Genomic DNA, 22,962 nt, shown 5'->3' with positions numbered 1-22,962 from the left:
GCAATTTGCTATCTTTCGGTTACGGCGGAAAATCCTCGCGGATTTCCCGCAACGAGCCATACACAAATCCGTTGTGCTTCATTATCAGAAACCACTAACCAATGATAAAATTCTTTAGAAAAATTAGACAAAAACTACTATCTGAAAACAAATTCAGCAAGTATCTGATTTATGCAATTGGTGAGATTATATTGGTAGTTATTGGAATTTTGATTGCTTTGCAAATTAATAATTGGAACGAGAACAGAAAAAGGTCAAATGAAGAATTGAGCATTTTAAAAGACTTAAAAAAAGGTCTTGAGGCAGATTTATCGGACTTGAATTATAACGTAAACTGTCTAACTTTGAATTTATCGGTTGCTGATAAGGTTATTTCGCATCTAAAAAGTGATGAGCCATACAATGATTCAGTTGCCATACAATTTGGCAAAATGATGTTTCCCTACAAATTTGTGTATTCCACAAGTGCTTTTGAAACGCTAAAATCTAAGGGTTTAGACTTAATTAAAAATCAAAAATTAAGAGATGCTATTGTAGAGGTTTACGATTCCAGATATAAATTCTTTACCGAAACTGAAAAGACGATTCTTTTGGACGAAGTGGAACGTGGTTATCAAAACGTTTTTTCAACACGGTTTGAAGAATCTTTTGTAGTAGATTTTTCTAAAAAAGACTACGGTCTGTGGCTTAAACCACTTGATTTTGAAGCATTAAAAACGGACAAAGAGTTTTTATATTACATAAAATCCTATAGAAACAGGCTTCACGTTTTCATCAACTTTCACTATAAAGGTGTTATTATAGTTAGAGTAGAAAATTTAATCAATTTTTTGGAAAAAGAGATAACTAATTTTGAGCAATGACAAATGATAAAATTCTTTAGAAAGATTAGACAAAAAATTCTCTCTGAAAACAAATTCAGCAAGTATCTGATTTATGCCATTGGAGAGATAATACTTGTGGTTATTGGAATTTTAATTGCATTACAAATCAATAATTTAAACCAAAAAAGCCAGGAAAAAGAACAACTCAAAGCATCGCTTGAGCTTATGCAGTTAAACTTAAATGAAGATATCAGAAAACTGGATGAGCAAATAGCCTACAATAAATCTATTCAAGAAGACATTGATAATTTTTTCAAAATTGTTTCAAATCCAGAAGGAACTAAAAATATACCTTTAAATGACATTGGAAATATTGCGCTTGAGAAATCTTTCTATCCTGTTTCTACCGCTTTAAAATCGATGGAATCTGGAGGACATTTTAAATGGATTAATGATAAGGCATTGAAAGAATCAATCTATATTTATTATGCAGAAACAGAAAGGTTTTCAAGACTTGTTGAAGCCCATAATCATTTTGCAAGAGAATATGTAGAGGGATTTGTTTATAAGAATTGGGATTTAGCGGATTACGTTTCTGGCATAAATCCTTATTTGGAAACAAGAGCACCAAGAATAAACAACAGACAAGTGGTTATTGAAAATGTCGAGTTTGAAAGCATTGTTGTCGGAAGAAAGTTGAAAACCAATGCTGAAATAGGTTGGGCAAAAGATTTGAAAGAAACAGCACAGAGTTTGTACGATACAATTGAGAACTATTTGACCGAAATAAATAAATAACGAAAGCACAACAATGGCTATAAGTAATTGCTTGTTCTCGCCTACTTCTGAAAATCTTCGCGGATTTTCAGTTTGGTGTGTACTTGCAAAGTTAAGTGCTAAACCACGCAACTACTCATAGCCGAGACCGTTGTAAAACATATGAAAAAAATCCTGCTGACATTAATATTTGGAGCTTTAATATACTCTTGTTCTACCACAAAAATCGGAAGTGATAAGACCAAATATTTTGATGAAAACAGTGTTGAAATAAGTAAATCAAAATTTAATCGAATTCGTTCCACAAATAAACTATTGGATATTCCCGGAGATTCTGCCAATCACAAAAAATTGACATTAAGAGAAAAGCGTGGGAAAATAAATGATAGAAACAGTTTGGAATTATTACTTGAAAATACAACGAATCGTGAATTGGATTCAAAAAAGCCTATTGCTATAATTTATTATCCAGGAAAAGACCCTTGTAATAGTAGCGGAACAACAAATAAAGAGTGGATTGCAAATTGGCACGAACAATTGGAAGAAGGCTTAAATCAAGTAGCTAAAATTAAACCATTATACATTTATAAAGACAACGATGGACTTGAAAAATATAATGGAATTTTAAACTGGTATAACGACCCAAAAGGAACCGTTGAAAGATTGTTTTTTGAACATCATTATCCTTGTAAGAGTTTTGTAGTAATTTCTAAAGATGGAGATTATATAAGCTACTTTGGAGAATTTGGAAAAGAGTATGTTTGGGAAGCAACTCAACTTATGAATAAATAAATAAATAAATACGTTTTACAACACCGTGTATAATTCATTGTTCGGTTCGTGTGTACTCGGAAAATTCCTGCGGAATTTTCCTTTAGTCAGTTTTCTTTTACTAATTTAGACCTAGCCAACACAACGAAACCATACACAAATACGTTGTAGCCAATTAAAAAATGTACGAATTCAATTATATTTATGGAGCATTATTGATTGATAGGAATTTAGATAAAGTTCAAGAAATCATAAATGAAATGTCATCTTCAGATGAATTTTACTATTTCCATTCTTCAATGTTTTCTAAAGGAAGTAACAATTATCCTTCTTTTTATGATACCTCTATTATTTCATTTTCTAGAACTTTCAAATATTTTGGTTATGACTTAAAAGAATTTAATGAGTTTATACGCAATATTGAAAGTTTTTTAGACCAGATAGATTTTGAAAGTGCAATGATTCATATTGGAGGAATGTATAGCGATCAGGATTTATTTTGGATAAATAAAAAAATGGGTGACAAAGAAAAATTAGGCATTAAAGAGATCGAATATTATGAAACTGATAAATGGTTTTTTGGTTTTGGAACAATAAACTTATCTACTGGAATAATTAATAGAGTACCAAATGATAAAAATGAAATGTTTCATATACAATATCCCAACTTTAAGTATCCGATAATTAAAAAATAACTGGCCACAACAACGTGTATAATTCATTGTTCGTTTTGTGTGTACTCGGAAAATTCCTGCGGAATTTTCCTCTGGTCAGTTTTCTTTTACTAATTTAGACCTAGCCAACACAACGAAACCATACACAAAACCGTTAGCACCAATTATGAAAAAAATCTTGCTTACCATATTATTTATTGCAATTTCAAGCAAGTTGTTGGCTTGCACTTGTATGTCTCAAAGACTTTTAGACAGATATGCAAAATCTGAATTTGTTGCAACTTTGAGTGTGTTAAGTGTAGATTCTGAAACCGATGATGATTATTTGCTTCTTGACATTGAAATAATTGAACTTTATAAAGGAAATAAAACTAATCTTTTGAAAATACGAAAATCAAAAGGTAGTGGTTGTTCAATCTATGCACCTGAAAATACCAAATGGTTAATTTTCGCATCTAAAGACCAGAATGGAAATTTGATTTTTGGAAAGTGCTCTGGACCAAAACAATTAGATCGAACTTTTGACAAAGAAAGATTTCCAAATGCCGAATTAAACTATTCTAAAAGTTTAGAACGGAAACTTGAACTACTCGAAACCTTAAAAGAGGAAAAAATTGAACCCATTAATACGTATAATTTGTATACTTATTTTAAAGAAGAATCTTTAGAAAAATTTAAAGGATATACAATTGAAAATGGGAATAATGCATTTTATGAAATAACCGTTAATGCAGATTTGAGTTTTAAAAACATAAAAACTTTAAAGGAGTTTGATAACGAACAATTATCTAATGAACTAATTGAATTTATAAAAAAGAATATTCACATAGGCCGAATTGGAAAATTAGATGTAATACCAGAAGAAACAAAAATCATTCTTGGACTACATTATTATTCGGCAGAAAAAGAACGGAAAAGTGTAATATTACCTTATGCATATTAAAAACTGGTGCTAACAACGTGTATAACTAATTGCTGGTTCTGTGTGTACTCGGAAAATCCTACGGATTTTCCTCTGGTTCGTTTTCTTTTACTAAATTAGACCTAACCAACGCAACTAGCCATACACAACACGTTGTAGGTAATTATGAGAAACTTACTTATCATATTTCTAATTTGCTATTCTATAGAATTAAATGCTCAAGATTATATCGTCAATTATGGCGATAAAAAATTTATGACTATTGAAAAATTGCCATCTGAATTTAAGCAAACATATTCTCTGAAAAAACGTTTGCCAGATGGAAACTGGAAAGTAATTATCGAAAAAGATTCAATAGTATTTACTAAAGGACAATATCTTAGCAAAAGAAAGAATGGAGTTTGGAAGTATTATGACGAAAAAGGAATTTTATGGAAATTAGAAAATTTTAGAAAGGGAAAATTGGTAGAAACAACAAAACTATATTATCAAAACGGAAACGTAAGTCATAAAATAATTTACGAATCAGAAGAAGTTATTAAAATAGAATATTACGGGCAAAATAGTGAATTGAAAAAAACGGAGTTTCGTAAAAACAATGAAACTAATCAAAATTGATTAAAAAAAAACAACTACCTACAACAACGTGTATAATTCATTGTTTGGTTTGTGTGTACTCGGAAAATTCCTGCGGAATTTTCCTCTGGTCAGTTTTCTTTTATTAATTTAGTCCTAGCAAACACAACGAAATCATACACAAATTCGTTGTGTACAATATAAAAAAAGTGTTATCCTTAACTTTTTTAACTATGACTTTAAATTATGTAACTAGACAAAATCTGAATGGGAAATGGCTACTAAAACAAATTGATTCAGGAAATGGAGAGAAAGGATATCCAGGATTTCAATTATTAGAAATTGAAAGTGATTGTGTTGATATTTATATGGATATTTCATTAGAAAAAAAAGTGGCATCTTTTTTAATGAGAAACGGAAATCTATTAAATTCTAATAATGAAAACACTTCTGAATATAAAATAGTTAACGAGAACCATCTGAAATTATATGTTGATGGTACATCAAATGATGAAAATGCTATTTTTGAATGTGATTTCTTTCGACTTGAGCCTACAATCACAAGTTTAAAAAAAGATGATATCGAAAAAATGATTTTTGTAAATAGTGAAACGGAATTTGTTTTTAACAAAGAACTTTGGGATAAAGAAAGTTTAGAACTACATAAGATAACAAAAGGAGAGAGAAAAATGATTGAACAAATTGACTCAACTCTCTTTTTATCAACATACTTTAATGGAAAAAAACATAGTTCCTTTCCAATAAAAGAGGTCACGACTGAATTTATAAAAATTTGCGGTATTCCTAAAATGCCTAAAGGAATTATAGGATATCGAAAAGAATAAATACTGTACACAACAACGTGTATAACTAATTGCTTGGTCTGTGTGTACTCGGAAAATCCTAGCGGATTTTCCTACTGGTTCGGTTTCTTTTATTAACTTAGTTCTCGCCAACGCAACTAGCCATACACAAAACCGTTGTGGTTAATTTGAGAACAAACTATGGGAACACATATTGACTGTATAATTCCGAAAGAAAAAGAATATTCAGTTGAGGAAATAAAACAAAAACTGAAAAGTGTTTTTGACAGACTGAAATCTGAATTTTTGCATTTAGAGGAATACGGAACATTCACAGAAAACGTAAATGGAAATTGGTGGATTAACTATATTCCTTCCGAAAACGGAAATCCTGAATACATTACTGGAGAAGGAGATAGCTTTAATATTGACATTTATAAAAAAGTCATACACATTGGTTGTATAGAAAGATTCTCAAGCTTATACTTAAACGACAAAAATGTATCAGCGGAATTGTTTAAAATAATAACTGAAATAAGTAAGGAATTTAGAACATCAGATAAAATATTAATTGGAGCTGGTGGATTTGGAGAAACTGACCACATAATGGATATGGCTTTTAATGAAAGTGCAGATTTTGAACAAATTTGTGGGGAAATGACTGAATTGAATGGTATTCCTGCGAGTGACTTGAGTGAATTAAAAGACAGGTCTTGGTATCTGAAAAAATAAAAAACTAACCACAACACCGTGTATAATTAATTGCTGTGGCAAGTGCTTATTTGGAAAATTCCTTCGGAATTTTCTCGCGTTCGTTTTTGTTTACTAAATTAGTTTCTTAAACACGCAACTAACCATACACAAGACCGTTAGCCTTAATTTAAGAAATGACGAACGAAATAATAAACAATTTAACTCGAAACAATCATTTACAAAGACTTTTAGAAAGTTTTAAAAATGCTTCTGATATTTTAATAGTTAGTCCGTTTATTTCAAATTCATTTGACTTTTTCCCATTTAAAGAATTAAAAGGCATAAAGCGCCTAAGACTTGTCACAACTTTAAAACCTAAAGATTTAGACCAATATTCCAAAGTTCCATTTTTTAAAAACTTGTTCGAGTTTTGTAATAAATCAAAAATTGAACTTGAAATTCTTATTGAAAATTCATTACACGGAAAAGTCTATATTTCTAAATATGATAATGGAAAATCAGAAGCGATAATTACTTCTGCGAACTTCACCAACAATGGATTAAGACTCAATAATGAATGGGGAACTAAAATAACAAGTAATGAACAAATTTTAGAACTTGAAAATGGAATTTTAAGTAAAGTAATCTTAAAACCACTCACAGAAAAAGACATTGACAGATTCATAGAATTGATTGCTAAAAATCCGAAAAAAGAAAACAAAGAAAATCCCACAAGCTTAGATTTAAGCAAAAAAATAGATTTAAAAGAAAATCCATTTTTTATTGAGAAAAATATTAATTATTGGCTTAAACCTATTGGAGTTAGTGGAGACAATATTTCTTGGGACAGAGTATTTGACGAAATTGATAGTGATTTACATTTTTCAAAACTTAAACCAAAAGGTGTAAAAAAGAATGACATATTAATATGCTATGCTGTTGGACACTCAAATATACTTTCAATTTACAAAGTAAAATCAGAAGTTAAATACACCGGAAATGAAAATGACAGATGGCCATATTTTGTCGTTGGAGAAAATTTAACGCCTTATTACGGTCAAAATTGGAATAGTCAAGGTATTACAATAACAAATGAAAAAAATGAAGTCATTCGACAAGGCAAATTTAATGTTACACCAAGTGGAAAAAACAGTTTCGGAAGTTTAATGCGTGGAGCTGATAAGCTGAGATTAACACCAGAATTTGGAGAATACTTGATAAATAAAATCGCGAAAATTGACAACGAAATAAAAACTAAGGCTAACAACGTGTATAATTAATGGCTAGTTCAAGCCTACTTACGAAAATCCTCGCGGATTTTCTATTCGGTTTTTATTTGCTAAATTATGTGCTTAAACACGCCACTAATCATACACAAAACCATTGCCCACAATATGAGAAAAACTTCAGTCCTAATATCAATTATCTTTCTGATTCTATGTTCTTGTTCTCAAGAAAAGAAGGAAACTGAATTTGCTCAAACGAATGAATTAAGTCAGAAAACCCAAGATATTGTTAGTGATTTAATCGAGTATGGAGAAATAACTGGAAGTGCAGTAGGATATTCTGGAGGAAAACCAAAACAATGGGATAACTTCACTGATTTAAAGAAAAATGCTACTGACCAAGAATTATTACTCTTGACTGAACATCCAAATCCTGTGGTTAAATGTTATGCGTTTGATTTACTTGTTAAAAAGAGAAATAAAAGCAGCTTCAATATTCTAAAAAAGAATTTAAAAGACACTACTTCTGTTTCAACACAATATGGTTGTATTGGAAGTATGACAAGAGTTAATGACTATTTTATTGAGTCAATATCGAGACCTTATCCTGACAATGAATACTTAACAAAATCGGACAAAAAAACTTTAGATAGTTTAATACTATTTACACCAGACTTGATAAGTGACAACAAAAACAGATTGTTAGAAAGAATTGAGCCAAATGAAAAATATTACGACAGAATTAGAGAATTAGCTTTAAAGGAAAACAATTCAGCGATAATTGCAATTTCAAAATACCACAGAGAAAGTGATATTGATTTTATCAATCAATTGTTAGAAGATACGAATAAGAATATTCAACGCAATGGGTTGAAAGCAGTAAAAAATTTCCCTAATGAGGATTCATTTAAACGAATAATAGAAATTCACTCTCGCGAAATTAATAATTCAGGAGGTTATAATTATTCAATGTTACGTGAATTATATCAAGGAATAGTAAGCTATAAGGATATTAAATCTAGACAGCTATTAGAAAAAACAATTAACGAATCTGATGGTTCAACTAAAGAATATCACTCTGAATTTATTTGGCTAGCTCTAAAGAAATACCCGAATGAAATTTATAATGGAATTATTGACAAACTAAATTATACCAAAGACGAAATTGCTGGTTTAGAGAGTGAATGGAGTTGGCAACTTGAATAAAAATACTGTGGGCAACAACGTGTATAATTAATTGCTTTGGTCGTTGCCTATTTGGAAAATTCCTTCGGAATTTTCTCTGGCAAGTATTTGTTTACTAAATTAGTTGCTTAAACACGCAACTAACCATACACAAAACCGTTACAACAAATAGCTCCAAGAAAAATCGAGCAGAAAAGTAAACTTCTCTAATCCTGTAATTTTCTCTTACTCAAACTCCGAATACTAAGCTTGTAATATTTGTCCTTGAAAAGTAGTTGATGTGATTATCGGAATTACTTACTCTAACGAAAAAATTATATCGATACTATCTTGTAAAAAGAGTTCTCGCTTGAAAACTATGTCTTTTTATGTAACAGAATTTTAAAGTATTGTGAAATGAAAATCTAAATCATGAAGAAAAAAATCGGCCTTATTTTTTTCGATTTTTTTTGAGTTTTAAGTAACTAAATTCAAAAAAACTGTTCTAGCTTTTAAATTTATCAGAAAAGCTACAAAGCGTTTTTATAAAACACTTTTCGCGATTAAGTGGTAAAAGCAAAACTTGCGTTTAGCTTTTTATTTATTTTATTTTTCTCAACTGTATCGATAAGCACGATCTGCTTACTCAATTGGGTCGCTACTTGATTGTAACAACGTGTATAATGCATTGCTTCTTCTAGCCTACTCGGAAAATCCTACGGATTTTCCTCTGGTTCGTGACTTTTTATTAACTTAGTTCCTGACCAACGCAACACATCATAACACGAAGCCGTTAGCAACAAGCTGGAAGAAACTCTTGAAATTCAATTAAAAAACTATGAAATACATTTTTATTGCTATTGGTGGTTCTGGGTCGAAATTTTTGAGAAACAAACTTTCCTCACGCTATCTAACTGGAAACAAGCCAGATGCTATATTTCAACCAATTTTGAGTAAGATGAATATAAAAGTAGAAAATTTTGAATTTTATTCCAAAGGTTTTAAAACCTCTCAAAATGATAATTTAGAACTTATAATACCGAAATATGTCGATTTTTTAAGAAAAGATACTAATAGAACTGCAGTTTTTAATTATGCAATAGAAAAATCTGTGTTTAGTAAAAATAAAATTGATGATGTGATTTTCCAAATAAGGCATCCTTTGCATGCCTATTTATCATTTGGTAAACCAGAGAGGCACAAAAATATTTTAGATTACTATGGTGGAATAAATGATAAACGTGCTATAGATTATTATTGTACTAGATGGATCTTTTTAATTAAAGAATACCTCAAAATGAAAGAATTTGGTTTAAACGTATATTTGTTAAGATATGAATATGTTGAGAGTGACTTGACAGATATTCCAGAATTGAATTGGATATATAAAGATTTTGATTCTACAAAAAGAAATGATAACATTTTATCAAATTCAAATACTAATTATTTAAGGAGCAAAGTAGAAAAATATTATAACAAAACATATACTAATTGGGAAGTGTAATCATGGATAGAGAAAAATTAAACAACTTTATTGATAAGTTAAAGAAAACATGGGAAGTCTATATAGTGATTATAAGTTTGATTGCTACATTAATATTAAACATATTACCTTATTTGTTTCCAAAAATTACTATAGAAACTGAATGGATTTTCGCTACTGGTTATATGGGAATTATTGCAATTATTTTCATACTTCTCGACATAAGAAAAGAACTTCAAGAAAATATAGTTCAGCAATCTTTTCAAAATCTTAAAACAGCTGAACCTGAAATATTAAAAAAAATAATTAAAGCTTCAAAACGAAATAAAGACAAAACAATTGAAATAAAAATATGGGGAAATAGGCTTAGCCGTGTTTCAACAATAATATTAGAGGTTTTTAGAATGGCAAAAGAAGGAAAAATCAGCAATTCTAAGCTAGACATTGTTGTCTATCATACTGACCCATCCTTGTTAAATACTGAAAAATATCTACCAAAGATTCAAGGCTCACCATTTACTGAAAAACATAAAGCCTATTTAGAAAGTTTGGATTCTAATATAAAAGGAATTAAACATGACGCAAACGAACTAGGAAACGTAAGTGTAAAATTCATTAAATGCACACAGGTCCCTTTTTGCTATGCTTATCTTATTGAAGATTCTTGGCTATATTGGGGGTATTTCAATTGGCATCACATGTCTGGTGATTGGATTGGCCCAAGCAATAAGTGTTATTACATTGAAAAAGGAGATGACCCAGAATTTATGATTGATTGGTTTCAAAATAGATTTGAGATTTTTGATGGTGTTTTTGGTGAAACAAAAAAAGAGTTAAATGAAAGTCATTGAAAATTTTAAACAAAGTAAAACAGGGATTATTGATGATTGCGAAGATGCAATTAAAATTACTGAAAATTTTATCGCAGTTATAGATGGTGCTACAAATAAGACAAATCAAACATTTCAAAGTTTGTCACCTGGAAAATTAATAACTAATGTAATACTTAATGCAATTGAAATTATACCACCAAAACTTAATGCTTTTGAGGTACTTGAATTTATAAATCAAAAAATCACTCAATATTATATTAATAATAATCTTTTTTCAGAATTTTCACAAAAACCTAATTTGCGCCCAGCTGCTTCAATAATTATGTATAGTAAAGAAAATAAACAAATATGGAGTTTTGGAGATTGTCAATATATAGTAAATGGTAAGTTTTTTTCTAAGCCAAAACTAATTGATAAAATATTTTCTGAATATAGAGCACTATTAATCGACACAATTATAAAAGCTGGAATTGAGGAAAGAGAATTAATATCCAATGATTTTATAAGAGCATCCTTAATTTCACAATTACAAAAAACAAATATTTATCAAAATAATTATTTAAATAGTGATTATTCGTATGGTGCACTAGATGGTTTCAAAATAAATAATAAACATGTTCATATCAATCAAGTAACTGACAATTCTATTATTATTTTAGCTACTGATGGTTACCCAATTTTAACTGAATCTCTTGAACATTCTGAATTAAAACTTCAAAATATTATAAAAAAAGACCCTCTTTGTTATAAGCTATTCAAATCAACAAAAGGGATTTCTGGCAATAACATATCGTTTGACGACAGAGCTTACATTAAATTCTTAGCTTAGTATGAATGTTACAATACATCAACCTCATTTTTTCCCTTGGTTAGGTTATTTTAATAAATTAGCTAATACTGATATCTTTGTTGTCCTTGATGACGTTCAATTTAGAACACAATATTTCCAAAATCGAACACTAATTAAAACCATTCAATCAAGAAGCGAGTGGATTACAGTTCCTATTTCTCATGAAAAAATAAAACCTACAATTTCAAATACAAATATTTATGGTAGTTATTGGAAAAAAAAAGTGATTCGAAATTTAGAAGTAAATTATTGCAAGGCTCCATTTTTTAATTATTACATTAATGATATATCAAAAATAATAACACAATCAGGTATTTCATTATTAAAACTGAACATTGATACAATAAGTTACATAAATAGCATTTTAAATATAAAAACTAAAATTATATTCTCAAGTGATTATAAAACTAGTTTAGAACCCACAACAAGAGTGATAGAGCTTTGTAAAGCTTCTAATTGCAATAATCTAATAATTGGTGAAGGTAATAGTCAATACTATCATGATATAGAAAGGATCAAATCAAATAATATTAAAATTATAAAACAAGATTTTCGGCGAAATCATCCAGTTTATAGTCAAATAAACGGAGTGTTTTTAAAGAACCTCTCTATTCTTGATTTATTATTTAACGTTGGTTCTGACGAAAGTGAGAATATTATAAAAACAATTTGGACCATATAATTGTATTACTAACGTATGAAAACATCAAAAATTTTATTTACTTGTAAAAACTTCGATGTAGTTGAGGATTCTTTCATTAGTAATAAGCAAAAAAAGAACTATATATACATAAAAAAAAGTGATGCTGTTGGCATAATTCCTGTTACAAAAAGCGGAAAAGTTATTTTAATTAAACATTATAGATATCCATTGAATAAGTATTATTGGGAAATTCCTGCTGGAAGAATTGAATTAAAGGAGCAAATAGATGATGCCGCTCAACGAGAATTAAATGAAGAGCTAGGATTATTTGCAAACGAATTAAATTACTTTGATACAATTTATTCATTGCCAAGCTTTTGTTCAGAAAAAATTCATGTTTTTATAGCTAAGTCGATGACTCCATGTCAAAAAAGTAATAGTATTGATGAAGCAGATTTGCATTCTGAAGAATTTTCGTTTGATGATTGTGAGAAAATGATACTTAACAATGAAATCGAATCCACTGCTAGCGCTCTAGTTTTACTGAAATATTTTAGTCTATTGAGACAAAACAAACTTTAGCTATCATAAATCATTTAATTAAATTGCTTGGTAGCCAGTTGCTAACAACGTGTATAACCAATTGCTAGTTTGTTTGTACTCGGAAAATCCTGCGGATTTTTCTATTGGTTCGGTTTCTTTTGTTAACTTAGTTCTTACCAACGCAACTAGCCATACACAAAACCGTTGGCAATAATTATGAAAAACCCGATAATCATTACAATATTCATTCTGATTTTTTCAGCAAACAAGGTTTATTCTTGTTCTTGCGAAAAGTCAAGTGTCAAATACGGTTTTGAACATTCGGACTTGATTTTTACTGGAAAAGTTGTGGAAATTAACGAAGGAAAAGTTTATGACTCAATCCCAAGCTCTACTGAAAAAGGAAAATATTTCGTTCGAGAAATTAACAGAATTGAATTTGTTTTTAAAGTTAAGAAACTGATTAAGGGAAAAGAAAAATCAGATTTCATAACTATTGTGACTTCTGGTGGCGGAGCGGATTGTGGAAATTATTTTGACCTGAACTCTGAACATTTGATTTACTCATACGAAACGGATTTACAAGTAAATACTTTCGACGAGAATAATAAAGTTGAACCTTATTTTTCGACTGACCTTTGTACTCGGACTAAAAATCTGAACCGAACAAAGAAATCGGAAATAAATCGACTGAAAAGATTGAATAAACGGAATAAAAAATAACTATTGCCAACAACGTGTATAGCTCATTGCGGCTGAATTCCTAATCGGAATTCATTGCAATTTGCTATCTTTAGGTTACGGCGGAAAATACTCGCGCATTTTCCGCAACGAAGCCATACACAAAACCGTTAGCAACAATAGTGCATGAGCAAAATTTCGGTATTTTATCTAAAGTAGTTTCTAGCACAAATGTTTCCGATTTGATTTAAACAACTTCCCTTCTATCCTTTTTTGAAGAACCAAACGCTCTGTGGTTCGTGTATTTTTCAAACTTATCGGAATCTTATACATACTTGCCAAATTTTAGTGGTGCGTTATGAATCGTTCTTTTCCAAAAAAGGTGTCTGTATTTAAATCAATGTTGCAACCTAAATGCTTGAGTGTGACCTGTACTTTTTTATTAACGCAACGGGTTCTTGGGTGTATCTGCCAAATTCGTCAAAGCATTTCTGATTCGGTTGCATGTGATAATCAGTTTTCTTTTTCACATCCAATGGTTCCTGTTGCCCTAAAGTGGCTAACAGCGTGTATAATTCATGCTTAAAAATTGCTTCAATTTTTAATTCTTATATTTAATCTATAATTTCGAGGCAACGGAAAATTTTAAAATTTTCTATCGCACGAAATCATACACAATACGTTGTACACAATATTATGAAATACGTAATCTATTTATGTTTTTGTCTTTTTTCATTTACTTGTTCTGCTCAAGGTTTAGATTGCGAAGATTTTAATGAAGGAATCTTTATTGGAACTTCTCCACAAATACCTGAATTAGAATGGAAAGTATTAAGAAAAGATAATAATCAAATTGAAGAAATTATCAAGGCTCCTCAAGATTGGATTGATAACGGAGTGCCTTTAATTCCAATTCATGCTAAATTTGAATTGATTAACGAATGTACATACAGACTCTTGTATGACGAAACAAAAATGGAACTTGATGAATATCAAATTTCTGCCAATGAAAATGGAGGAATTATTGTGAAAATTGAAAGAATTAAAGGAAGTTGCTTTTTTTACACGTCAAAATCCATAAGTAAAGGAAAAGAATTGGTCATCGAAGGAAAACTGTGTAAACAAAAACGATAGAAATTATCCAAGTAATAATATAGTTTACAATTACGTTGTAAATCATATGAGACTTCTACTTATTTTAATTTTTGGTCTGTACACAATTTCGTCAACTGCTACAGTTCAAGAAAAAGATATGATAATTTATGATGGTGAAATTTATGAATTGCAAAATTTTTACTTAGAACAGTATTTTGAAATATATCCTAGCAAAAGACCTAAAAATGGAATTTCCTCTTCTAACCTATGGAGAGGATACCTTGCAGTATTTACAATTTCTAATGACCACCTTCACTTAATAGATTTATTAATTCAAATACATGACAAAGATCCTAGCAAACTTTTTGCAACGAAGTGGGAAAGTGTCTTTGATGAATTCTCTCCTGAATGCGACGAGTTTTTGATCTTTTGGATTAAGGATTTGATCCTTCTTCCACAAGGTGAAGTCGTAGACTATCAGCCAGGCTTTGGCGTTTCATTTAGTGACTATGAACTACTTGAATTCAGTAATGGAGAATTAATTGATTCTGATAAATTTTCTTTAGACTTTTATAAGATGTATTTTACGAAGTGTCATTTGTTTTTAAAAGAAGAAGACTTATTAGTCATGAAGGAAAAAGTATCAGATTAAAAAAATACAGTGTACAACAACGTGTATAACTAATTACTTGGTCTGTACGTACTCGGAAAATCCTACGGATTTTCCTAATGGTTCGTTCCTTTTTACTAACTTAGTTCTCGCCAACGCAACTAGCCATACACAAATACGTTAGCAACAATAGTGCATGAGCAAAGTTCTGGTGTTTTATCTAAAGTAGTTTCTAGCACAAATGTTTCGGATTTGATTTAAAAAACTTCCCTTCTATCCTTTTTTGAAGAACCAAACGCTCTGTGGTTCGTGTATTTTTCAAACTTGTCGGAATCTTATACATACTTGCAAAATTTTAGTGGTGCGTTATGAATCGTTCTTTTCCAAAAAAGGTGTCTGTATTTAAAACAATGTTGCAACCTAAATGCTTGAGTGTGACCTGTACTATTTTATAATCGCAACGGGTTCTTGGGTGTATCTGCCAAATTCGCCAAAGCATTTCTGATTCGGTTGCATGTGATAATCAGTTTTCTTTTTAACATCCAATGGTTCGTGTTGCCCTAAAGTGGCTAACAGCGTGTATAATTCATGCTTAAAAATTGCTTCAATTTTTAATTCTTATATTTAATCTATAATTTAGATGCAACGGAAAATCTATCGATTTTCTATCGCACGAAATTATACACAATACGTTAGCAACAATAGTGCACGAGCAAAATTCTGGTATTTTATCTAAAGTAGGTTCTAGCACAAATGTTTCGGATTTGATTTAAACAACTTCCCTTCTATCCTTTTTTGAAGAACCAAACGCTCTGTGGTTCGTGTATTTTTCAAACTTGTCGGAATCTTATACATACTTGCCAAATTTTAGTGGTGCGTTATGAATCGTTCTTTTCCAAAAAAGGTGTCTGTATTTAAAACAATGTTGCAACCTAAATGCTTGAGTATGACCTGTACTTTTTTATGAACGCAACGGGTTCTTGGGTGTATCTGCCAAATTCACCAAAGCATTTCTGATTCGGTTGCATGTGATAATCAGTTTTCTTTTTCACCTCCAATGGTTCCTGTTGCCCTAAAGTGGCTAACAGCGTGTATAATTCATGCTTAAAAATTGCTTCAATTTTTAATTCTTATATTTAATCTATAATTTCGAAGCAACGGAAAATCTATCGATTTTCTATCGCACGAAATCATACACAATACGTTGCCAAACATTAAAGACAAAATAGGTCGATGAATACTGAAGAAAACGAATTTAATATACTTTCTCTAAAAATTTGGAGAGAGGCGACAATTTATAATTCAAATAAATTTCCCTCAGTAGAATACGATGGTACTCATAATAAAAATTTAAAGTCGTTCAAAAGTCTAGCTGACTATTTCTCAAAATCAGATAGAATTAATAGAGAAAATATTTCAGCATTAATGCTCAAAAATAATACAATCAAAAGCTTTAATGGTATAGAAAACTTTAAAACATTAAGTCTTATAGATGTTACTAACAATCCAATAGCAGAAATAACTGATACAACTTTAAAATATTTTGAGAATAGAATTCAAAACTGTCCTATCGAAATTAATTCTGATGGAGTAATTTCAGGTAACTTTTGTTTTAAAATTCAAGGAACTAACTTCGACAAGGTAAAGTTATTTGACTTAATTGAAAATTTGAATTGCCTCAATTCAAACTCTTTGAATATAGATTTCTTTAAAAATGATGTACTAGGAATTTACATTTACATGAAAGAAAGATCTAAGAATGAATGGCTATATGCGGAAAATTCTAGAGACCTAAAAAAAGAATACAAAACACTAGAAATTTATACGCAACATAAATGTAAAAATAATGTAGCTAATTCATCTTATTGGTCTAAAACTTTAGGTACATTAAAGGAATTGAAGTCCGGTAACGGTGAAAATCATTTAAAGATTTGGTTCGACATCAACCCGAATGAAGATGGCTACAGATATTATTCAGGCAACCTTAATATTGGATATAATTTTTATAAAAAAATTGCAATACCTGATAATTCTGTTTATTTGAATCTGATAAAAAGTGAATTAAACATTGATGTAAATGAAATTATTAATAATAATAAACCTGTAGCGAAAAAATGGTGGCAGTTCTAACGTTTGGCAACAACGTGTATAATTCATTGTTTGGTTCGTGTGTACTCGGAAAATTCCTGCGGAATTTTCCTTTAGTCAGTTTTCTTTTACTAATTTAGACCTAGCCAACACAACGAAACCATACACAAATACGTTGCCCACAATTATGAAAAGACTACTACTACCATTTTTATTTATCGCATTTTCAGTAAATGCCCAGCAAAAGGAAATTGTTGATTTGAAGTGGAAAATATCTGATACGCTGACCTATAAAACCGTTATGAAAGATATAATGGTTCCACAAGAGGAAAGTAAAAGTGAAAAACAAACTGACACTCTTTTTGGAGGGAAAGCGAATGATTTTTTCAAAAAAATGCAAGAACAAACGGCAAATTTAAAATACGAAACAAAACTCTATCCTGACAAGAATGGTAATATAGACATTGCGATGTTTCTCAAAGCAGATAAGACAGATACAACTGAAACTCTGTTCTCTGGAATGGCAAAAATGAACGGAAACGTGGTTTTAAGAGGCAAAGTAAGTACGGAAGGAGAATTATTAAGCTTTTATTATAAGAGCTCTCAAACCAATCTGATTGCAATTCTATTTGAGCTTCCAAAAGAACCGATTAAAGTTGGAGATGAATGGAGTTTAAAAGTCGATTTAATTTCAATGGACCAAAATTTCGTTGCTGACACTTTATACAGAAAAAATAAAGTTCGATTGGAAAAAATAATAGAGCAAAACGGAGATAAAATTGCAGTAATTAAGTACGATATCGAAGAATATGTTTCGGGCGATTTTGGAAATGGACTTATGACTATGTTTGCTGGAGAAAGTGATAAAGAAACCTATATGAAAATATCACACAAAGCAACTGGACTATTCTCGCTAAATAAAGGTTTTTGGTTTGAATATGACGGAATAATGGAAGTCGACACAAACTTATCAATGATGGGAATGGGTGGAAAGAAAAGAACAGAATTTAAACTTACACCCGAAAAATAACTGTGGGCAACACCGTGTATAATTAATTGCTTGGTCACTGCCGACTTACGAACATTCCTGCGGAATATTCTATCTGTGATTTATTTGCTAAATTACGTGCTTAACCACGCAACTAACCATACACAAATACGTTAGCAACAATAGTGCATGAGCAAAATTTCGGTATTTTATCTAAAGTAGGTTCTAGCACAAATGTTTCGGATTTGATTTAAACAACTTCCCTTCTATCCTTTTTTGAAGAACCAAACGCTCTGTGGTTCGTGTACCTTTATAAAGTTGTCGGAATCTTATACATACTTGCCATATTTTAGTGAAGCGTTATGAATCGTTCTTTTCCAAAAAAGGTGTCTGTATTTAAAACAATGTGCAACCTAAATGCTTGAGTGTGACCTGTACTTTTTTTATAAACGCAACGGGTTCTTGGGTGTATCTGCCAAATTCATCAAAGCATTTCTGATTCGGTTGCATGTGATAATCAGTTTTCTTTTTAACATCCAATGGTTCGTGTTGCCCTAAAGTGGCTAACAGCGTGTATAATTCATGCTTAAAAATTGCTTCAATTTTTAATTCTTATATTTAATCTATAATTTCGAGGCAACGGAAAATCTATCGATTTTCTATCGCACGAAATCATACACAATACGTTAGCATTAATTACCAAAACTCATGAAAATCGATTATTCAGAAAAAGAGGATATTTATTATTGTGATTTAAAACTGAATTCACTTGAAGATTTTGAAAAACTAAGAGAACCAAAAGCATTGATTAGAGTTGACTTTCATACTCTTTTCGAAAAACCGACAATTGAACAAAAAAATGCTCTGAATTATTTAGTTGAAAACGAAAAAGAGATTTTTGACAAAATGGTTCTCGGAATAATTGATAGTTATAACAAAGAAGTTTTAAGTAAGTATAAAGATTATGCAGAATTGTTACCTGTTATAAAAGAGCCTTTGGATTTAAAAAAAGAAGTTTCGATAGATGACATTATCATTTCTAATAAACATATCAATGGAACATCTTATGTTATGTTTAAAGGAGATTGTAGTTGGAATGATGAACACGGATTTTGCGCTGTGATGAATAAGAATCAATTTATCGAATTTGGTTCTTGGGATTTACATTACTAAAACTAATGCTAACAACGTGTATAATTAATTGCTTGGGCGATTGCATACTTGGAAAATTCCTTCGGAATTTTCTCGCGTTCGTTTTTGTTTACTAAATTAGTTGCTTAAACACGCAACTAATCATACACAAAACCGTTGGCAACAATTAAATGCAAGAACTAAAAAAACAAATACTAACTGAAATTTCGAATAAGTGGAATTTTGAGGAAAATTCATTATTAAATGATATTCCAATTGCTATTTCTGAAAAATCTAACAACAAGAAATGTGTTTATATGCCATTAGAGATTTTTGACCTGAACGATTATAATAAAATTAATGGTCGAATAAAACAATTTGAGAAAGTATATATGTTAGATGAAAATGAGAACTTTGAAATAATTGACTTTAATGAATTTGATATTTCGGATTTTACGAACGTGACTTTAATAGAATCAAATCTTAATTGGATTATTAATGTCTCAATCGTATTCACAGGAATTGGAGAAGCAATCTCTTTTGGTGGGAAAGAAATGATTGAATTTATTAATAACACTTTTTCGGAAAAAGAAAAATGGATTGCTGAATGGTAAAACTGTTGCCAACACCGTGTATAATTAATTGCTTGGTTTGTGTGTACTCGGAAAATCCTAGCGGATTTTCCTACTGGTTAGTTTTCTTTTATTAACTTAGTTCTCGCCAACGCAACTAGCCATACACAAATACGTTGTAAAACATATGAAAAAAATCCTGCTGACATTAATATTTGGAGCTTTAATATACTCTTGTTCTACCACAAAAATCGGAAGTGATAAGACCAAATATTTTGATGAAAACAGTGTTGAAATAAGTAAATCAAAATTTAATCGAATTCGTTCCACAAATAAACTATTGGATATTCCCGGAGATTCTGCCAATCACAAAAAATTGACATTAAGAGAAAAGCGTGGGAAAATAAATGATAGAAACAGTTTGGAATTATTACTTGAAAATACAACGAATCGTGAATTGGATTCAAAAAAGCCTATTGCTATAATTTATTATCCAGGAAAAGACCCTTGTAATAGTAGCGGAACAACAAATAAAGAGTGGATTGCAAATTGGCACGAACAATTGGAAGAAGGCTTAAATCAAGTAGCTAAAATTAAACCATTATACATTTATAAAGTCAACGATGGACTTGAAAAATATAATGGAATTTTAAACTGGTATAACGACCCAAAAGGAACCGTTGAAAGGTTGTTTTTTGAACATCATTATCCTTGTAAGAGTTTTGTAGTAATTTCTAAAGATGGAGATTATATAAGCTACTTTGGAGAATTTGGAAAAGAGTATGTTTGGGAAGCTACTCAACTTATGAATAAATAAATACGTTTTACAACACCGTGTATTATTCATTGTTTGGTTCGTGTGTACTCGGAAAATTCCTGCGGAATTTTCCTCTGATCAGTTTTCTTTTACTAATTTAGACCTAGCCAACACAACGAAACCATACACAAATACGTTGGCAACAAGCTAAAAAAATGATAGCCTCAGGAAAATACAATGAATATTATTGGATTGAAATATTATCCAAACATTACAATATGAATTCATTGATTTCTGAATTCCCTGAATTTATTATTGACAAGTGTCTTTCAGTTATTTCATTCGACTGCGATTCGTTCCTACCAACAGAATCTGAATTAAAAAGAGGTTGGATTTATGAAAATGAAATTGCTTATTTCGATAAGATGACTGAATTTGAATTATCTCAAAACTCACTATTTGACATTTATGATCAATGGCTAATTTTTGACAACAAGCAAAGATTCAAAACAATGGAAATTTTTGTCAATTACGGTGGATTTTCAACTGAATTAAGTGAATATCGAAAAGAACTAAAATTGGCTGACACCAAAAGATTTTGGAATCAAATTGAGGAAATAAACCCAAATAGATTTATTCTTAATGGAGACAAACTGATTTTCGGTACGAATAAACAATCGGAATTTGAAAAAGTAAAAGCCAGTTGCCAACAACGTGTATAATATATTGCTTCTTCTAGCCTACTCGGAAAATCCTACGGATTTTCCTTTGGTTCGTGACTTTTTATTAACTTAGTTCCTCACCAACGCAACACATCATAACACGAAGCCGTTGTGCTTCATTATCAGAAACCGCCAACCAATGATAAAATTATTTAGAAAAATTAGACAAAAACTATTAACTGAAAATAAACTCAGTAATTATTTCATTTATGCTATTGGAGAAGTTATTCTTGTTGTAATTGGTATTCTTATTGCCTTGCAATTAAATAATCTTAATGATATAAAAAATGACAAAGGTGATGAAAAGAAATACCTTGCTAGAATACAATTAGATATTAAGCAGGACTTAGCAGAACTAGAAAAGCTTTTTCAAGGGGATACTATTCGATTAGATGCTTTTACTTATTTGGGACGTTATTTCCAGTCAGATTCAATAGCCACAGACCCTACTTTATTACTCTCAAAGTCAGGTAATGCTTTTGGAATCCATTGGTTTGAAGGTAAAAATATAGTTTTTGATGACATGAAATCGTCTGGTAAAACAGGACTCATTACTTCAGATTCTTTAAGGAATAGTATTCAATATTACTATAGATTATTTGATGAAGTAATAAAAGAAGAGAGCGTACACAATAATTCCATCTTAAAATATAATGGTAATATTTATCCTTTATTCGAAACAGGTTCTGGAACAGACCTTGCGATGCCAGAAAGGTGGAAAGTAAACTCGAATGAAAAATCATTTTATAAATATTATAATTCTTTGATAAACCTAGATGAAGACCAAAAGAAAATAATTTCCGATAATTTTGGCTTGACAAAAGCTAACATTTTACTGAATCATAAAGTGCGACTGTTACTACACAAAGAAGGACTAAAGACAATTAAGGCTATTGATGCTTATTTAAAACAAGAAAAATAACGAAAGCACAACAATGTGTATAATTCATTGCTAGTAAAGGCTTACTTACGAAAATTCTGCTGGAATTTTCTATCTGTAATTATTTACTAACTTTAGTGCTTAAACACGCAACGAAATCATACACTAGACCGTTAGCAACAATAGTGCATGAGCAAAATTCTGGTGTTTTACCTAAAGTAGGTTCAAGCATAAATGTTTCGGATTTGATTTAAACAACTTCCCTTCTATCCTTTTTTGAAGAACCAAACGCTCTGTGGTTCGTGTACCTTTATAAAGTTGTCGGAATCTTATACATACTTGCCAAATTTTAGTGGTGCGTTATGAATCGTTCTTTTCCAAAAAAGGTGTCTGTATTTAAAACAATGTTGCAACCTAAATGCTTGAGTATGACCTGTACTTTTTTATGAACGCAACGGGTTCTTGGGTGTATCTGCCAAATTCACCAAAGCATTTCTGATTCGGTTGCATGTGATAATCAGTTTTCTTTTTCACCTCCAATGGTTCCTGTTGCCCTAAAGTGGCTAACAGCGTGTATAATTCATGCTTAAAAATTGCTTCAATTTTTAATTCTTATATTTAATCTATAATTTCGAAGCAACGGAAAATCTATCGAT

25 protein-coding genes are annotated in these 22,962 nt (G+C 30.4%); all 25 read left to right on the top strand.

The window, feature by feature from the left end:
* Positions 1-101 precede the first annotated feature (101 nt).
* The 25 genes from H7350_RS14665 (at position 102) to H7350_RS14545 (ending at position 22,348) form a co-directional block, all read left to right on the top strand.
* Entirely contained in the window at positions 102-863 is a 762-nt protein-coding gene (locus H7350_RS14665; RefSeq protein WP_204346701.1) for a DUF6090 family protein, read from the top strand.
* A 3-nt stretch (positions 864-866) separates the two neighbouring features.
* Entirely contained in the window at positions 867-1,622 is a 756-nt protein-coding gene (locus tag H7350_RS14660) for a hypothetical protein (RefSeq protein WP_204346668.1), read from the top strand.
* Between the two features lie 141 nt (positions 1,623-1,763).
* A complete protein-coding gene (locus H7350_RS14655; protein WP_204346667.1) occupies positions 1,764-2,393 on the top strand; it encodes a hypothetical protein in 630 nt (209 codons plus the stop codon).
* Positions 2,394-2,554: 161 nt separating this feature from the next.
* The gene (locus H7350_RS14650) at positions 2,555-3,067 is read left to right on the top strand and encodes a hypothetical protein (protein WP_204346666.1); all 513 of its coding nucleotides are present in this window, start codon (positions 2,555-2,557) and stop codon (positions 3,065-3,067) included.
* Between the two features lie 145 nt (positions 3,068-3,212).
* The gene (locus tag H7350_RS14645) at positions 3,213-3,989 is read left to right on the top strand and encodes a hypothetical protein (RefSeq protein WP_204346665.1); all 777 of its coding nucleotides are present in this window, start codon (positions 3,213-3,215) and stop codon (positions 3,987-3,989) included.
* A 144-nt stretch (positions 3,990-4,133) separates the two neighbouring features.
* Positions 4,134-4,586 (top strand): toxin-antitoxin system YwqK family antitoxin, encoded by a 453-nt coding sequence (locus H7350_RS14640; RefSeq protein ID WP_204346664.1) that lies wholly within the window; start codon positions 4,134-4,136, stop codon positions 4,584-4,586.
* 191 nt (positions 4,587-4,777) lie between these two features.
* On the top strand, positions 4,778-5,389 hold the full coding sequence (locus tag H7350_RS14635) for a hypothetical protein (protein ID WP_204346663.1): 612 nt from the start codon (positions 4,778-4,780) through the stop codon (positions 5,387-5,389).
* A 159-nt stretch (positions 5,390-5,548) separates the two neighbouring features.
* Entirely contained in the window at positions 5,549-6,079 is a 531-nt protein-coding gene (locus H7350_RS14630; RefSeq protein WP_204346662.1) for a hypothetical protein, read from the top strand.
* Between the two features lie 155 nt (positions 6,080-6,234).
* Positions 6,235-7,320, top strand: coding sequence for a restriction endonuclease PLD domain-containing protein (locus tag H7350_RS14625; protein ID WP_204346661.1), 1,086 nt, complete (start codon positions 6,235-6,237; stop codon positions 7,318-7,320).
* Positions 7,321-7,434: 114 nt separating this feature from the next.
* Positions 7,435-8,472 carry a hypothetical protein gene (locus tag H7350_RS14620; RefSeq protein WP_204346660.1) on the top strand — a complete coding sequence of 346 codons (1,038 nt, stop codon included), beginning with the start codon at positions 7,435-7,437 and terminating at the stop codon, positions 8,470-8,472.
* Between the two features lie 796 nt (positions 8,473-9,268).
* Positions 9,269-9,934, top strand: a complete 666-nt coding sequence (locus tag H7350_RS14615; protein ID WP_204346659.1) for a hypothetical protein — start codon at positions 9,269-9,271, stop codon at positions 9,932-9,934.
* Positions 9,935-9,936: 2 nt separating this feature from the next.
* Complete coding sequence (locus tag H7350_RS14610; RefSeq protein WP_204346658.1) at positions 9,937-10,764, top strand: hypothetical protein; 828 nt, start codon at positions 9,937-9,939, stop codon at positions 10,762-10,764.
* A complete protein-coding gene (locus H7350_RS14605) occupies positions 10,751-11,575 on the top strand; it encodes a hypothetical protein (RefSeq protein WP_204346657.1) in 825 nt (274 codons plus the stop codon). Before H7350_RS14610 ends, H7350_RS14605 begins: the two co-directional genes overlap by 14 nt.
* A 1-nt stretch (position 11,576) precedes the next feature.
* Positions 11,577-12,278 (top strand): WbqC family protein, encoded by a 702-nt coding sequence (locus tag H7350_RS14600; RefSeq protein WP_204346656.1) that lies wholly within the window; start codon positions 11,577-11,579, stop codon positions 12,276-12,278.
* Between the two features lie 15 nt (positions 12,279-12,293).
* Positions 12,294-12,821 carry an NUDIX hydrolase gene (locus H7350_RS14595; RefSeq protein WP_204346655.1) on the top strand — a complete coding sequence of 176 codons (528 nt, stop codon included), beginning with the start codon at positions 12,294-12,296 and terminating at the stop codon, positions 12,819-12,821.
* Positions 12,822-12,998: 177 nt separating this feature from the next.
* Entirely contained in the window at positions 12,999-13,505 is a 507-nt protein-coding gene (locus H7350_RS14590) for a hypothetical protein (protein ID WP_204346654.1), read from the top strand.
* Positions 13,506-14,159: 654 nt separating this feature from the next.
* Positions 14,160-14,597: a hypothetical protein gene (locus H7350_RS14585; RefSeq protein ID WP_204346653.1), complete on the top strand. Its 438-nt coding sequence runs from the start codon at positions 14,160-14,162 to the stop codon at positions 14,595-14,597.
* A 46-nt stretch (positions 14,598-14,643) separates the two neighbouring features.
* Positions 14,644-15,210 (top strand): hypothetical protein, encoded by a 567-nt coding sequence (locus H7350_RS14580; protein ID WP_204346652.1) that lies wholly within the window; start codon positions 14,644-14,646, stop codon positions 15,208-15,210.
* A gap of 1,191 nt (positions 15,211-16,401) precedes the next feature.
* Positions 16,402-17,298, top strand: a complete 897-nt coding sequence (locus H7350_RS14575; RefSeq protein ID WP_204346651.1) for a hypothetical protein — start codon at positions 16,402-16,404, stop codon at positions 17,296-17,298.
* 145 nt (positions 17,299-17,443) lie between these two features.
* Entirely contained in the window at positions 17,444-18,286 is an 843-nt protein-coding gene (locus tag H7350_RS14570) for a hypothetical protein (RefSeq protein ID WP_204346650.1), read from the top strand.
* Between the two features lie 666 nt (positions 18,287-18,952).
* Positions 18,953-19,417 (top strand): DUF6985 domain-containing protein, encoded by a 465-nt coding sequence (locus H7350_RS14565; protein WP_204346649.1) that lies wholly within the window; start codon positions 18,953-18,955, stop codon positions 19,415-19,417.
* Positions 19,418-19,566: 149 nt separating this feature from the next.
* Positions 19,567-19,989 carry a hypothetical protein gene (locus H7350_RS14560; protein WP_204346648.1) on the top strand — a complete coding sequence of 141 codons (423 nt, stop codon included), beginning with the start codon at positions 19,567-19,569 and terminating at the stop codon, positions 19,987-19,989.
* A gap of 145 nt (positions 19,990-20,134) precedes the next feature.
* Positions 20,135-20,764, top strand: a complete 630-nt coding sequence (locus tag H7350_RS14555) for a hypothetical protein (protein ID WP_204346647.1) — start codon at positions 20,135-20,137, stop codon at positions 20,762-20,764.
* A gap of 155 nt (positions 20,765-20,919) precedes the next feature.
* A complete protein-coding gene (locus H7350_RS14550) occupies positions 20,920-21,426 on the top strand; it encodes a hypothetical protein (protein WP_204346646.1) in 507 nt (168 codons plus the stop codon).
* A gap of 139 nt (positions 21,427-21,565) precedes the next feature.
* Positions 21,566-22,348, top strand: a complete 783-nt coding sequence (locus H7350_RS14545) for a DUF6090 family protein (RefSeq protein ID WP_204346645.1) — start codon at positions 21,566-21,568, stop codon at positions 22,346-22,348.
* Positions 22,349-22,962 lie beyond the last annotated feature (614 nt).

Origin of the sequence: Psychroserpens algicola (assembly GCF_014526325.1) — a bacterium.
GTDB classification, from domain to species: domain Bacteria; phylum Bacteroidota; class Bacteroidia; order Flavobacteriales; family Flavobacteriaceae; genus Psychroserpens; species Psychroserpens algicola.
Note: the sequence above shows the minus strand (reverse complement) of the source record. Positions and strands in the feature narration are given on the sequence as shown.

What these genes read in the sequence shown, in the direction of transcription:
- H7350_RS14665 (WP_204346701.1), top strand. Translation starts at nt 102, where the DNA reads ATGATAAAATTCTTTAGAAAAATTAGACAAAAACTACTATCTGAAAAC.
- H7350_RS14660 (WP_204346668.1), top strand. Translation starts at nt 867, where the DNA reads ATGATAAAATTCTTTAGAAAGATTAGACAAAAAATTCTCTCTGAAAAC.
- H7350_RS14655 (WP_204346667.1), top strand. Translation starts at nt 1,764, where the DNA reads ATGAAAAAAATCCTGCTGACATTAATATTTGGAGCTTTAATATACTCT.
- H7350_RS14650 (WP_204346666.1), top strand. Translation starts at nt 2,555, where the DNA reads ATGTACGAATTCAATTATATTTATGGAGCATTATTGATTGATAGGAAT.
- H7350_RS14645 (WP_204346665.1), top strand. Translation starts at nt 3,213, where the DNA reads ATGAAAAAAATCTTGCTTACCATATTATTTATTGCAATTTCAAGCAAG.
- H7350_RS14640 (WP_204346664.1), top strand. Translation starts at nt 4,134, where the DNA reads ATGAGAAACTTACTTATCATATTTCTAATTTGCTATTCTATAGAATTA.
- H7350_RS14635 (WP_204346663.1), top strand. Translation starts at nt 4,778, where the DNA reads ATGACTTTAAATTATGTAACTAGACAAAATCTGAATGGGAAATGGCTA.
- H7350_RS14630 (WP_204346662.1), top strand. Translation starts at nt 5,549, where the DNA reads ATGGGAACACATATTGACTGTATAATTCCGAAAGAAAAAGAATATTCA.
- H7350_RS14625 (WP_204346661.1), top strand. Translation starts at nt 6,235, where the DNA reads ATGACGAACGAAATAATAAACAATTTAACTCGAAACAATCATTTACAA.
- H7350_RS14620 (WP_204346660.1), top strand. Translation starts at nt 7,435, where the DNA reads ATGAGAAAAACTTCAGTCCTAATATCAATTATCTTTCTGATTCTATGT.
- H7350_RS14615 (WP_204346659.1), top strand. Translation starts at nt 9,269, where the DNA reads ATGAAATACATTTTTATTGCTATTGGTGGTTCTGGGTCGAAATTTTTG.
- H7350_RS14610 (WP_204346658.1), top strand. Translation starts at nt 9,937, where the DNA reads ATGGATAGAGAAAAATTAAACAACTTTATTGATAAGTTAAAGAAAACA.
- H7350_RS14605 (WP_204346657.1), top strand. Translation starts at nt 10,751, where the DNA reads ATGAAAGTCATTGAAAATTTTAAACAAAGTAAAACAGGGATTATTGAT.
- H7350_RS14600 (WP_204346656.1), top strand. Translation starts at nt 11,577, where the DNA reads ATGAATGTTACAATACATCAACCTCATTTTTTCCCTTGGTTAGGTTAT.
- H7350_RS14595 (WP_204346655.1), top strand. Translation starts at nt 12,294, where the DNA reads ATGAAAACATCAAAAATTTTATTTACTTGTAAAAACTTCGATGTAGTT.
- H7350_RS14590 (WP_204346654.1), top strand. Translation starts at nt 12,999, where the DNA reads ATGAAAAACCCGATAATCATTACAATATTCATTCTGATTTTTTCAGCA.
- H7350_RS14585 (WP_204346653.1), top strand. Translation starts at nt 14,160, where the DNA reads ATGAAATACGTAATCTATTTATGTTTTTGTCTTTTTTCATTTACTTGT.
- H7350_RS14580 (WP_204346652.1), top strand. Translation starts at nt 14,644, where the DNA reads ATGAGACTTCTACTTATTTTAATTTTTGGTCTGTACACAATTTCGTCA.
- H7350_RS14575 (WP_204346651.1), top strand. Translation starts at nt 16,402, where the DNA reads ATGAATACTGAAGAAAACGAATTTAATATACTTTCTCTAAAAATTTGG.
- H7350_RS14570 (WP_204346650.1), top strand. Translation starts at nt 17,444, where the DNA reads ATGAAAAGACTACTACTACCATTTTTATTTATCGCATTTTCAGTAAAT.
- H7350_RS14565 (WP_204346649.1), top strand. Translation starts at nt 18,953, where the DNA reads ATGAAAATCGATTATTCAGAAAAAGAGGATATTTATTATTGTGATTTA.
- H7350_RS14560 (WP_204346648.1), top strand. Translation starts at nt 19,567, where the DNA reads ATGCAAGAACTAAAAAAACAAATACTAACTGAAATTTCGAATAAGTGG.
- H7350_RS14555 (WP_204346647.1), top strand. Translation starts at nt 20,135, where the DNA reads ATGAAAAAAATCCTGCTGACATTAATATTTGGAGCTTTAATATACTCT.
- H7350_RS14550 (WP_204346646.1), top strand. Translation starts at nt 20,920, where the DNA reads ATGATAGCCTCAGGAAAATACAATGAATATTATTGGATTGAAATATTA.
- H7350_RS14545 (WP_204346645.1), top strand. Translation starts at nt 21,566, where the DNA reads ATGATAAAATTATTTAGAAAAATTAGACAAAAACTATTAACTGAAAAT.